This is a genomic window from Rhizobium sp. 22-785-1 (assembly GCF_053521965.1).
Window position 1 is genome coordinate 247,998 of sequence record NZ_JBNWDI010000004.1, and the last position, 12,764, is coordinate 260,761.

Here is a 12,764-nt window from a genome sequence, read left to right on the forward strand (position 1 = left end):
ACGAGATGCAGGATCTTGCCGCACCGGCAACGGTGAAGGAGTTTGAGGAAAGACTCGTTGAGGTGGCGCCGAAACTGCCGAAGAGATTGCGGCAGTGCGCGGACTATGTGGCAGCCAATACCGACCGCATCGCCGTTTCCACTGTAGCCGAGATGGCCGATGCCGCCGGTGTCCAGCCCTCTGCCTTCATGCGTTTTTGCCAGATTCTCGGTTTCTCCGGTTTTTCGGAGATGCAGCGGCTGTTCAAGGAAAGCTATTCCGGTCGCTGGCCGGATTACGACACGCGGCTCACGAACCTGCGCGACAAGGGAGAAGACAGCGGCGGTCGGCTTCTGGCGGAATTCGTCGAGGCCGGGCGTGCATCGCTGGAAAACCTGCTGAAAACCGTCGATCAGGCTGCTTTCGAGACCGCGATCCAGGTGCTGGCTGGCGCACAAATGATCCATATCGTCGGTTTGCGTCGCTCCTTTCCTGTCGCAAGCTATCTTGCCTACGCGTTTGAGAAAATGCAGGTGCCCTCCATGCTGCATGCCTCCGTCGGCCAGTTGCAGAGCGCAAGCGCAATCCGTCAGGGCGATGTCGTCCTCGCCATCACCTTTGCGCCCTATTCCGCAGAGACGATCGATATTGTTTCCTCAAGTCGTGCCCGCAAGATACCAGTGGTGGCGATCACCGATACCGCAGTCAATCCGCTGCGCCAATTCGATGCCACAGTGCTGACTGTGTCAGAGGTCGATTTCGGTGCATTCCGTTCTCTGTCGGCGACCCTCTGCATTGCGATTGCGCTTGCAGTGGGTGTGGGAACACACAGACAAAATTGAATATTCGTGTTGAAAATAGAAAAAATAGAATTTATGATCCAAATATGAATTAGGGAGAAGAGCGACGGGCGTCCAGTTCCGTCCTTTGTAGCGCATCACGGCGCGGAGGAGACAGATCGTGAAGACACTCGATCTCATCACGATTGGCCGCTCGTCGGTCGATCTTTACGGCGCGCAGATTGGCGGACGTCTGGAGGACATGTCGTCCTTCAACAAGTATATCGGTGGCTCGCCCACCAATATCGCGGCAGGCGCTGCACGACTTGGTCTGAAGAGTGCCGTCATCACCCGCGTCGGTGACGAACATATGGGGCGTTTCATTCGCGAACAGCTTGTGCGCGAGGGCGTCGATATTCGCGGCGTACAGACGGACAAGGAGCGTCTGACGGCGCTCGTCATTCTTGGCATCCGCGATCAACAGCAATTTCCCTTGATCTTTTATCGCGAGAATTGCGCTGACATGGCGCTAAGCGAAGACGACATCGATCCGGCCTTTATTGGCGAAGCGGGCTGTGTTTGCGCCACCGGCACGCATCTTTCCCATCCCCGCACCGAAGCAGCTGTTTTGAAGGCGTTACGCCTGGCGAGAGAAAGCGGCGCTAAGACGGCGCTCGATATCGACTACCGCCCGAACCTCTGGGGTGTGGCTGGCCATGGTGACGGTGAAAGCCGTTTTGTAGAATCGGCCAAGGTCACGCAGAAGCTGCAATCCACCCTCAACCTCTTCGACCTCATCGTCGGCACCGAGGAAGAGTTTCACATCGCCGGTGGCTCCACCGATACTCTGGAAGCGCTGCGCGCTGTGCGGGCTGTTTCCAACGCCACGCTCGTCTGCAAGCGCGGACCGATGGGCGCAGTGGTCTTTCCAGGCGACATTCCAGGCAGTCTCGACGATGGCGAAAGCGGCGAAGGCTTCCCCATCGAAGTCTTCAACGTGCTGGGCGCCGGCGATGGCTTCATGGCAGGCCTCTTCCGCGGATGGCTGCGCGGCGAAGACTGGCCAACGACACTCAAATACGCCAATGCCTGCGGCGCTTTCGCCGTGTCGCGTCATGGCTGCACGCCGGCCTATCCAAGCTGGGAAGAGCTGCAATATTTCTTCCGCACGGGCATTCGCAACAAGGCGCTGCGCAAGGACGACGCGCTGGAACAGGTGCATTGGGCCACCAATCGCAAAGGCGACTGGAGCACCATGCGCGTCTTTGCCTTCGACCACCGCATGCAGCTGGAGGCCATCGCAAGGGACGTCGGCGTCGACGACAAAAAGATCGGCTCTTTCAAGGAACTGTGTCTGAAGGCCGCCCATCAGGTTGCCGGTGGGGAGGCTGGTTACGGCATTCTCTGCGACGGACGGCTTGGCCGCGACGCGCTTTATCAGGCGGCAGGTTCGGGCCTGTGGATCGGTCGTCCCGCCGAATGGCCGGGCTCGCGCCCGCTCACGCTCGAGCCGGATCTTGGGCCGGATTGCGGCGGACTGAACGAATGGCCGGCCGAACATGTGGTCAAGGTGCTCTGCTTCTATCATCCGGACGATGACGCCGCGATGCGCGCCGAACAGGAAGAGACAGTCTCGCGTCTCTTCACCGCTGCGCGCCGCAACCGGCTGGAATTTCTGCTGGAGGTGATCCCCTCTAAGGTGGCGCCGATCGATGATAACACGACGGCCCGCATTATAGACCGCTTCTACGAGATTGGCGTCTATCCAGACTGGTGGAAGCTTGAGCCTTTGAAGAGCGTGGAAGCCTGGCGTCAGGCGACCGATGCGGTCAAGCGTCATGACCCTTACGTTCGTGGTATCGTGGTTCTCGGCTTGGAGGCACCGCAGAGCGAGTTGGAGGAGAGTTTCAGGCTGGCGGCAGGTTTCGATCTGGTGAAGGGATTTGCCGTGGGTCGCACGATTTTTGTCGAGGCCGCACGCAACTGGCTTGCGGGCAAGGTGAGCGACGAGGAGGCGGTTGTCGATATGGCAGCCCGTTATGATGCGCTTTGCCAGATTTGGGACAAGGCGCGCGCCGCGCATGTAAAGGGAGAGGCAGCGTGAAGACGGTACGACTGACGGCAGCACAGGCGCTGGTGCGTTATTTGGCAGCCCAGATAAATGAGGATGGCGAGCCTTACATCGCCGGCGTCTGGGCGATCTTCGGCCACGGTAACGTGGCCGGCATGGGCGAGGCGCTTTACGGCATCCGCGAGGAACTGCCGACCTATCGCGGCCAGAACGAGCAATCCATGGCGCATGCGGCGATTGCCTACACCAAGCAACTTGGCCGCCGCCGGACGATGGCGGTGACGTCCTCCATCGGTCCCGGCGCACTGAACATGGTAACGGCTGCCGCCCTTGCGCATGTCAACCGCCTGCCCGTCCTGCTGATCCCCGGCGATGTCTTCGCCAACCGTGGGCCGGATCCGGTGCTTCAGCAGATCGAAGACTTCAACGACGGCACGATCTCGGCCAATGACTGCTTCAAGCCGGTGAGCCGCTATTTCGACCGGATCATGCGCCCCGAACAGCTCCTGACGGCCCTGCCCCGCGCCTTCCGCACCATGACTGACCCCGCCGATTGCGGTCCTGTAACACTCTCTTTCTGCCAGGATGTGCAGGCGGAAGCCTATGATTACCCGGAAACCTTCTTCGACAAAAAGGTCTGGCGCCAGCGCCGCCCCGAGCCCGACAAAGCGGAGCTCGAAGAGGCGATCGCAGCCCTCAAAGCCGCGAAGCACCCGATCATCGTCGCAGGCGGCGGCGTGCATTTTTCCGGCGCGACCGAAACGCTGAAGAGCTTCGCCGAGCGCCACTCCATACCCGTCATCGAGACTCAGGCAGGCAAATCCGCGCTGGCCTGGGATCACGAGATGAATTTCGGTCCCGCTGGTGTGACGGGTGCATCGAGCGCCAATGCGATTGCAGAAAAGGCCGATCTCGTCTTCGGTGTCGGAACCCGTTTTCAGGATTTCACCACCGGCTCCTGGGCGCTGTTCAAGAACCCGGCGCGCAAACTTCTGGCGCTCAACGTGCAGCCTTATGACAGCGCCAAGCACGATGCCATCAGCCTGACGGCCGATGCGAAAGTCGGCCTTGAAAAACTGACCGAAGCCTTGGGAAGCCATCGTTATGCCGAACCGGATGCCAGCCTGAAACAGGACTGGTTCGCCAAGGCCGACGCCGTGACCGCGGCACCGAAGGAGGCCAACAGCCTGCCCACGGACATGCAGGTGATCGGCGCGGTACAGCGCGCTTCGCGCGACAATACCGTCGTCATGTGTGCCGCAGGCACCATGCCTGGAGAGCTGCACCAGTTGTGGAAGGCGAAGCTGCCGCTTTCCTACCACATGGAATATGGCTTCTCCTGCATGGGCTACGAGATTGCCGGTGGCCTCGGCATCAAGATGGCAGAGCCCGAGCGCGACGTGATCGTCATGGTGGGCGATGGCTCCTACATGATGATGAATTCGGAGCTTGCCACTGCCGTTGCCATGGGCGTGAAGATCACTGTCGTCATCACCGACAATCGCGGCTATGGCTGCATCAACCGGCTGCAGATGGGCACCGGCGGGGCGGAGTTCAACAATCTCTACGCCCACACCAACCAGAAGAACCCGATCGCCATCGATTTCACCGCGCATGCAGCCAGCATGGGCGCGGATGCGCACAAGGTCTCGACAATCGCCGAGCTCGAAACAGCACTCGATGCAGCCCGCAGCGCGGATGTTCCGACCGTGATCGTCATTGATACCGATCCCTATCCGACACCGGATGCCGGGGGATACTGGTGGGATGTCGCCGTGCCGGAAGTCTCTGAACGCCATGAAGTCAAACAGGCCCGTGCAGCCTATGAATCCGCACTGAAAGAAAGACGCTGATCATGATTCTTTACGGTACAAACCCCATCGCCTGGAGCAATGACGACGACCGCACGCTCGGCGCCCATATCGGCCTCGAGCAGTGCCTGGACGAAACCTCCAAGATCGGCTTCGACGGCATCGAGAAAGGCCACAAGTTCCCGCAGGAACCGGAAGCCCTCAAGGCGGTGCTGGAGCCCCGCAAGCTGCGCTACGTCTCCGGCTGGCATTCGCTCAACCTTCTGACCAACTCCATCGAAGATGAGATGGCCGCCATGCAGCCCGCCCTCGATCTCCTGAAGGCGATGGGCTCCAAGGTCATCATCGTGTGCGAAACCTCCAACGCCATCCACGGCGAGGATGCAAAGCCGGTTAACGACCGCCCGAAGCTCGCCGACAGTGAATGGAAGCGCTTTGGCGAAGGCGTCGAAGCGCTGGCGAAACATGCGGCCGATCAGGGCGTCGCGCTCGTCTATCACCATCACATGGGCACGATCGTCGAGAGCGAAGACGAGATCGACCGGCTGATGGAGAACACTGGCCCGCATGCCAAGCTGCTGCTCGATACCGGCCATTGCCTTTTTGGTGGCGGCAACCCGGAGCGACTGGCGAAGAAGCATATGGGTCGCGTCGGCCATATCCACGCCAAGAACGTGCGTCCGGTCATTGCCAAGCAGGTTCGCGACGAAAGCCTCTCCTTCCTCGAAGGCGTGCGCCGTGGCGTCTTCACCGTTCCTGGCGATAGCGAGGGCGGCGTCGATTTCCTTCCCGTTCTCAAGATTGCCGCAGAGCATGGCTATAGCGGCTGGCTGGTAATCGAGGCGGAGCAGGATCCGGATGTCCGCAATCCTTTCGAGTATCAGAGCCTCGGCCTGAAATCGTTGCGCGCCTTCGCCCGCGAAGCCGGCCTGGACAAAGGCTGAAAAGAAAGGTCAAGACATGGCAGATCTGCTGCGCAAACCCACCGGCACATCCGGCAAAGTTCATGAGATCACGCCGGAAAGCGCCAATTGGGGCTATGTCGGCTTCGGGCTCTACCATCTGAAGCCTGGCGAAACTGCAACCGAACAAACTGGCGAGACGGAGGTGATTCTCGTCCTCGTCGAGGGCAAGGCGGAAATCTCGTCGGAAGACAAACATTTCGGCGAACTCGGCGACCGCATGAATGTCTTCGAGCGCAAGCCGCCGCATTGCGTCTATATCCCGGCGGGCTCTTCCTGGACCGTTACGGCAACCACCGACTGCACGCTTGGTGTGTGCACCGCACCGGCAAAGCCCGGTCGTGAAGCGCAAGTCATTGGACCGGCGGGAATTACTCTGGCTGAGCGCGGCAAGGGCGGCAACATGCGTTACATCTTCCCGATTGCCATGGAAGATCGCGACGTTGCCGATAGCCTGCTGGTGACAGAAGTCTTCACCCCATCCGGTCACTGGTCGTCCTATCCGCCGCACCGGCACGACGAGGACAACTATCCGGAAATGACCTATCTGGAGGAGACCTACTACCACCGCCTCAATCCGGAGCAGGGCTTCGGCTTCCAGCGCGTCTTCACCGAAGATGGCTCGCTGGACGAGACCATGGCCGTCTCAAGCGGCGATGTGGTGCTGGTACCGAAGGGGCATCACCCCTGCGGCTCTCCCTATGGCTATGAGATGTACTATCTCAACGTCATGGCTGGCCCGATGCGCAAATGGCGTTTCCAGAACCACCCGGATCACGACTGGATTTTCAAACGCGACAATCCTTGATCCTTGCATATCCTCATCCGTCGATTCTTGGGAGGGAATCATGAAGAGCCTAGGCATTGGACTGATTGGCACTGGCTACATGGGCAAGTGCCATGCACTCGCATGGAATAACGTGACCAGTGTCTTCGGCGATGTGCCTCGTCCGCGCCTGGTCACGCTGGCTGAGGTGAACAACGAACTTGCCGCAAGAAAGGCAGAAGAGTTCGGATTTGCCAAGTCCACCGGCAATTGGCATGATCTCCTCGATGATCCGGAAATCGACGTCATTTCGGTGACGACGCCCAACGCTTTTCATCCGGAAATGGCGATCGCAGCACTCGAAGCGGGTAAGCATGTCTGGTGCGAAAAGCCGATGGCACCGGCTTTCAAAGACGCTCTAAACATGCGTGATGCTGCTCGCCGTTCCGGCCGCGTGGCAGTGCTGGGCTACAACTACATTCAAAATCCCGTCATCCGCCACATTCGCAAGCTGCTTGCAGAAGACACTATCGGCGAGGTCAACCACATCCGCCTCGAGATGGACGAAGACTTCATGGCCGATCCTCAGGCACTCTTCTACTGGAAGAGCGAAGCCTCTTCAGGCTACGGTGCGCTCGACGATTTCGGCGTTCATCCATTGTCCTTGATCTTCAACCTCTTCGGTCATGTGAGCAGGGTCATTGCCGACATGAAGAAGCCGTACCCAACTAGGCCGTTGAAAGACGGAACCGCGCGCGAGGTGGAAAACCACGATCTGGCGAGCGTGCTCTTCACGCTCGAAAGCGGAATTTCCGGTGTCTTGATGACCAATCGCGCCGCCTGGGGGCGCAAGGGACGGATCGCGGTTCAGATTTACGGCTCGAAGGGTTCGATTCTTTACGATCAGGAACGGATGAACGAGTTCCAACTCTACACCATCGATGGCCGGGCTGAAGAGCAGGGTTTCCGCACGATCCTGACTGCGCCGCACCACCGCCCCTATGACCGCTTCATTCCAGCACCCGGTCACGGTCTGGGCTTCAACGACCTGAAAGTCATAGAATGCCGGGAGCTGATAGCAGCGACGGATGGCCAGGAGGCGAATATCATCACCTTCGAGCAGGGCGTCGGCATCGAGCGAAGTGTGCATGCCATGGCGCAGTCCTTCAAAGACAAGCGCTGGATCGAAACGAGCGAAATCGGCGCCTGAAAACCGAACCTCCTCCCCAATAGCAAACGCCCGCTCCTTCTCGAAGCGGGCGTTTCTTTTAGAACTTGGGCTGGATCTGTGCTGGCATCGGCAAGCGTTAGCAGCGACAGAGACCGTGTTCGTGCGAACTCACAGATCAGCGCGTCGTATATGCGGCTGCAAGACAGATAAGGTTGTCGGGCCATCGTCTATCTTGCAGCTGAAGCCTACGCTGGATGAGTCGCCGAACGCCTCAGATCGTGCCGTTGAGATCGGCGGAAAGTGTCTGCAATTCCTTCCCGCCAGCCATCAAATTTTGGACTTCCTCCATCGAAATCTCCGACTTTCCGAATGTGCCGAGCGTCTGTCCGCGGTTGAGAACGGTGAACCGGCTCCCCACCGCATAAGCATGTCTGACATTGTGCGTGATGAAGATGACGGCCAAGCCCTTTTGCTGGACCTGATTGATGTATTTCAGCACCATCGAGGTCTGCGCGACACCAAGCGCCGACGTCGGCTCGTCGAGGATCAGCACCTTTGCGCCGAAATAAACCGCGCGGGCAATCGCCACGCATTGCCGCTCGCCGCCAGAAAGCGTTCCGACCGCCTGGTTCGGATCACGGATGTCGATACCGATCTTGCGCATCTCATCGCGCGTGACCTCGTTGCAATGCTTCATATCGATGTAACGGAACGGCCAGACGCCGCGCACCGGTTCTCGCCCCATGAAGAAGTTGCGCGTGACCGACATCAGCGGGATCATGGCAAGATCCTGGAAGACGGTGGCAATGCCGGCATCAAGCGCATCGCGTGGTGCCGTGAAATCCACTGGTCGGCCTTCGACCAGGAATTCGCCGCTGGTCGGGCGAACCGCACCGGAAAGCATCTTGATCAGGGTGGATTTACCGGCACCATTGTCGCCCAGAAGACAAAGGACTTCGCCAGCCGATACGGTCATCGAGACGCCGTTGAGTGCAATTATGGAACCGTAATGCTTGACGATGTTGCGAACGTCGATGATCGGGGTTTGTAGGGACTCTATCATGGTTCAACGCTCCCCTGTCACACGCCGACGAATGAAATTGTTGAAGAGGACGGCCAGCAGCAGCATCGAGCCAAGGAACACCTGAAACCAATCCGAATCGAACTGGGTATAGGTGAGACCGATGGAAACCATGCCGAAGATGACCGCGCCGAAGAAGGCGCCGATGGCTGAGCCATAACCGCCGGTCAACAAACAGCCGCCGATGACCGCAGCGATGATCGCTTCGAACTCCTTCTGAAAGCCGCGTCGCGCATCCGTGGAGCCTGCATCCAGAACAGTGATAATGGCAACAAGTGCGGCTGCACAGGCCGTCAGAGCGAAGAGGCTGGTCTTGACGCGATTGACCGGAACACCCGAATTGCGGGCAGCATTCGGATCACCACCAGCGGCAAAAATCCAGTTTCCGGTTCTGGTCCGCAGCAATACCCAAGTCGCGACTATAGCAATCGCAACGAACCAAATCACCGATACGGGCACACCCGTGACCTTTGGAAGGCCGTTGTCGAATGTCTCGATGATGCCTTTCTGGCCTAGCCAGAGAAACAGTCCTTCGAAAGCCTGACCCGAAAAGATCTTGAGAAGCGGGCTCCCCTCCACCGCAGAGCTGATCCCACGCAGCTGCGTCGAACCGCCGGTTGCCCATTTGAGGCCGACGAGCGTGAGCCCGCGCAGAATGAAGAGGAAGGCGAGCGTGACGATGAAGGATGGCAACCGCGTGCGGATGACGATCTGGCCGTTTATGGCGCCAACAATGCCAGAAAAGAGGAATGTCAGCAGAATGGCGATGGAGAGCGGCTGGTCATAATTCGTCACAAGAACGCCGAAGATAAGACCGGCGAAGGCGACCATGGAGCCGATGGAGAGATCGAACTCGCCGCCAATCATCAAGAGTGCTGCGGCAATCGCGAGAATGCCAAGCTGCGACGCCGGTGCAAGGATTGTCATTGCTCCGGCAAGCGTGAACATCGACCGGTCGGCGGTCATGAAGAAGAAGACCATGACCAGGATCAGACCGGCAACGGCACCGAGCTCAGGGCGCCGCATGATTTGAGTGATGACGCCTACCTTGCGCAAACGTTCATCTGCTGACGCCGCAGCAGGGACCGGAGGCTTCGCGCCTGCCGGATTGTTCTGTTCGAGACTGGCCATTGTTCCTCCCCGTCCATCTCATGACTTGCCCGCTTTCGGCCTCCCCGATCTCTCGGGGAGGATATGAAAAGAGGTCAGAGATTTCCGCTTAGCGGATGCCCTTTGCAGACAGTTCGACGACCTGCGCTGCCTTGTCCTTGGTAATGAGGTTTGGACCGGAGGGAACGTTGCCACCGGGGATCAGGCCGTACTTAGCGTAGTTGGCGAGGAAGACGACCGGCAGATAGCCCTGCAGGAATTGCTGCTGGTCGATCGCGAAATCGGCCTTGCCTTCAGAGACGGCCTTGAGGAAGTCCGCCGAAAGGTCGAAGGTCGCGACGTGGATCTTGCCGGTTTTACCGACATCGTTGACGGCGGCGACCGACGGCTCACCCGCAGTGCCTGCTCCAAGCGCCATGATCGTGTCGATCGCACTGTCAGAACTCAGAGATGCCTTCACCTTGGCGCGAATTTCGGTGGGGTCGTTGCTGACGGGAACAACGGTGCTGGAGCCACCAAAGCCATCCGCAAAGCCCTTGCAACGAAGGTCAAGCGAGACGTTGCCAACTTCCTGGTTGACGCAGATACCCTTTTTTCCGCCGAGTTGCTTCAGCTTCTCGCCTGCGGCCTTACCGGCCGAATACTCATCCTGACCGACATGGAGAAGCGCACCGAGCTCCTTGGACACATCCGAGCCCGAATTGATGGAAATTACCGGAATGCCAGCGGCGACGGCTTTCTTGATTGCCGGAGCGAGAGCAGAGGCGTCTGGAATGGAGACGATGAGGCCGGCCGGCTTCTGGTTGACCGCCGCGTCGATCAACTGGCTCATGGCCACCATGTCGAAGGTTTCAGGCGCGCGGTAATCGACCGTGATGTTCATGTCTTTGGCTGCAGCGGTCACACCATTCTTGACGACGGACCAGAAAGGATCATTTGCCTGACCGTGTGTCACCGCAACGAGCTTCACATCCGCCGCAACAGCACCCGATGCGAATCCGGCAGCCGCACCAAGAAGCGCAGCCCCCGCCAAGAGAGCTTTGAATCCGAATTTCATGTCTTCCTCCCGATGAAAAACATCTCCACGTCGTGGAGCGTGAAATGTTCAGGCGATGGCGCCCTCACAACCCAAACGCAACTCCTCTTACGCTTGGGTGAACGGGGTCGAGCCTAGCGCAGCCCCGACGAAAATCAAGCGATAATTCCATCATAATATTTTTTAGAATAAAAATTCTGACGATGTTGTATGTAGGGCAGAAGACAAAGAGCCATGACTTTCTCCCTGCTGACGTCACGCAAGGTCCTTCGCCACGATATGATCAACGTGCATGACCCTTCTCAAAGTCCACGTATCTAGTTGAATGTATGGTGCGTGATGGAACGTGGCCGCTGCAGCAGAAGACCGTGACGCAAGGTGGCTCCGATCTTACGGTCCGCAGCTTTTGGTGCGGTCCTGCGAGCAAGAAGAACGGCAACAAACTGAGCCTTGGCCGCTATCAACAGGCGCGCTCACACTCCCAACGGAAGTGTGAGCTTTACGTTGAAAAAACCGATCAGCCGATCTGAACTGGTCTGCCGGTCTGCCAGCTTTCTGTGGCGGCATCGGCCAGCTTTTGGGCTTGGAGACCATCGAAGCCGCTCGGGCGCGGCGAGGTGTTACCAGCATCTACGGCGTCGATGAACGTGTTGATCTCGTTGGCATAGGCTTGGGCGTAGCGCTCGATGAAGAAGTTCTGCACCGGATCCCCGGCAATGCCGTTGGCATTCCACAATTCGACGCTGGAGTTCTGGATGTTGCGCGCCGAAAGCATGCCGGTCGAGCCATGCACTTCGATGCGCTGGTCATAGCCGTATGTGGCGCGGCGGGAATTGGTGATGACAGCGATCCGCCCCGATGCCGTCTGCATCTGCACGGCTGCGGTATCAACGTCACCCTCTTCGCCAATCGCCTTGTCCACCAGAGCGGAGCCGAGCGCATTGACGACCACGAACTCTTCTCCCATCAGGTAGCGAGCCATATCGAAATCATGAATCATCATGTCGCGGAAAAGACCGCCTGACGATTTCACATAGCTTGCCGGTGGCGGATTGGGATCGCGGCTAATGATCGTCACGATCTCGATCTCGCCGACATCGCCATTGCGCAGGCGCTTTTCGACAGTCGCAAAGTTCGGGTCGAAGCGGCGGTTGAAGCCGATCATCAGTGTCGACTTGTTCTTCTCTACCACATCCAGGCACTGGTTGATGCGGTCGACCGAGAGCGACACCGGCTTTTCGCAGAGAATGTGCTTGCCGGCCTTGGCCGCAGCTTCGATGAGATCGGCATGGCTGGGAGTGGGGGTTGCGATCAACACGGCATCGACATCCGAGGCGGCGATAATATCCTCAACAGAAGCAACCCTAGCGCCCGTCTGCTGCGCCAGTTGCTCAGCCGCCGCAGGAAAGGCATCCGCAACATAGGAAAGTTTCGCCTTGGGATTGGCGGCAATCGTTGCCGCATGCACTTTACCAATACGGCCTGCGCCCAGCACACCGAACCTGATCATCTTATTTGCTCCACGCTAGATTCCTCCTCGGGCCTGCTCCACCGCAGGAGTAGGCCGCAGTCCTGTCACCGCCCGATCTCTCGCTGATGACGATGAGCAGACCCTATCTCAACAGGCAATGAAATCAAAGAGAAATTCCATTATATAGAACGATGAAATATTTGTTCCGTTTCAGATATATCGCGCCCTCGCCGCCTCGGGCAGACACAATTGTTGGAACCCAGTTGATCGAACATTGTTAGGCGGGCCGCAAGCCCCATCGAAAAACATTTACAGGCGGCGAGCGGGAGGAAAACACAATGAACAACGACACCGTATTGATGCCCCACGAACGCGGCTGGGCCGTTTTGCGCAATGGCATGCTGACAAAGGTTTACCCCAGTCGACACCTTGCATTGCAGAAGCTTCAAGACGAAACCGCACGACGCGCGCGCCACGGTCAGAAAGATCATTCCGCTCACGTCAAGCCAGGCGGAAGCAGGCAGGAG

Annotated in this window: 10 protein-coding genes; 6 read left to right on the plus strand and 4 right to left on the minus strand. The window is 58.6% G+C overall.

The genetic code is table 11. The features are described 5' to 3' along the window. Positions 1 to 5 precede the first annotated feature (5 nt). The 6 genes from ACQZ5M_RS10880 (at position 6) to ACQZ5M_RS10905 (ending at position 7,578) form a co-directional block, all read left to right on the plus strand. Positions 6 to 821 (plus strand): MurR/RpiR family transcriptional regulator, encoded by an 816-nt coding sequence (locus ACQZ5M_RS10880; RefSeq protein WP_449079733.1) that lies wholly within the window; start codon positions 6 to 8, stop codon positions 819 to 821. A gap of 115 nt (positions 822 to 936) precedes the next feature. Further along, positions 937 to 2,862 (plus strand): bifunctional 5-dehydro-2-deoxygluconokinase/5-dehydro-2-deoxyphosphogluconate aldolase, encoded by a 1,926-nt coding sequence (locus ACQZ5M_RS10885; RefSeq protein ID WP_449079823.1) that lies wholly within the window; start codon positions 937 to 939, stop codon positions 2,860 to 2,862. Continuing rightward, the gene (gene iolD / locus ACQZ5M_RS10890; RefSeq protein ID WP_449079734.1) at positions 2,859 to 4,682 is read left to right on the plus strand and encodes a 3D-(3,5/4)-trihydroxycyclohexane-1,2-dione acylhydrolase (decyclizing); all 1,824 of its coding nucleotides are present in this window, start codon (positions 2,859 to 2,861) and stop codon (positions 4,680 to 4,682) included. The genes ACQZ5M_RS10885 and iolD overlap by 4 nt, the downstream gene beginning before the upstream one ends. A 2-nt stretch (positions 4,683 to 4,684) precedes the next feature. Further along, the gene (gene iolE, locus ACQZ5M_RS10895; RefSeq protein WP_449079735.1) at positions 4,685 to 5,584 is read left to right on the plus strand and encodes a myo-inosose-2 dehydratase; all 900 of its coding nucleotides are present in this window, start codon (positions 4,685 to 4,687) and stop codon (positions 5,582 to 5,584) included. 16 nt (positions 5,585 to 5,600) lie between these two features. Continuing rightward, on the plus strand, positions 5,601 to 6,410 hold the full coding sequence (gene iolB, locus ACQZ5M_RS10900) for a 5-deoxy-glucuronate isomerase (protein ID WP_449079736.1): 810 nt from the start codon (positions 5,601 to 5,603) through the stop codon (positions 6,408 to 6,410). A gap of 40 nt (positions 6,411 to 6,450) precedes the next feature. Then, complete coding sequence (locus ACQZ5M_RS10905; RefSeq protein WP_296039858.1) at positions 6,451 to 7,578, plus strand: Gfo/Idh/MocA family protein; 1,128 nt, start codon at positions 6,451 to 6,453, stop codon at positions 7,576 to 7,578. Between the two features lie 232 nt (positions 7,579 to 7,810). Here the strand turns inward: ACQZ5M_RS10905 and ACQZ5M_RS10910 are convergent, their stop codons facing one another. The 4 genes from ACQZ5M_RS10910 to iolG form a co-directional block, all read right to left on the minus strand. Beyond that, a complete protein-coding gene (locus tag ACQZ5M_RS10910; protein ID WP_296017016.1) occupies positions 7,811 to 8,602 on the minus strand; it encodes an ATP-binding cassette domain-containing protein in 792 nt (263 codons plus the stop codon). Between the two features lie 3 nt (positions 8,603 to 8,605). Next, positions 8,606 to 9,751, minus strand: coding sequence for an ABC transporter permease (locus ACQZ5M_RS10915; RefSeq protein WP_449079737.1), 1,146 nt, complete (start codon positions 9,749 to 9,751; stop codon positions 8,606 to 8,608). A gap of 88 nt (positions 9,752 to 9,839) precedes the next feature. Further along, positions 9,840 to 10,787, minus strand: coding sequence for a sugar ABC transporter substrate-binding protein (locus ACQZ5M_RS10920; protein WP_296039862.1), 948 nt, complete (start codon positions 10,785 to 10,787; stop codon positions 9,840 to 9,842). Positions 10,788 to 11,283: 496 nt separating this feature from the next. Beyond that, the gene (gene iolG, locus ACQZ5M_RS10925) at positions 11,284 to 12,276 is read right to left on the minus strand and encodes an inositol 2-dehydrogenase (protein WP_449079738.1); all 993 of its coding nucleotides are present in this window, start codon (positions 12,274 to 12,276) and stop codon (positions 11,284 to 11,286) included. Positions 12,277 to 12,764: the final 488 nt, after the last annotated feature.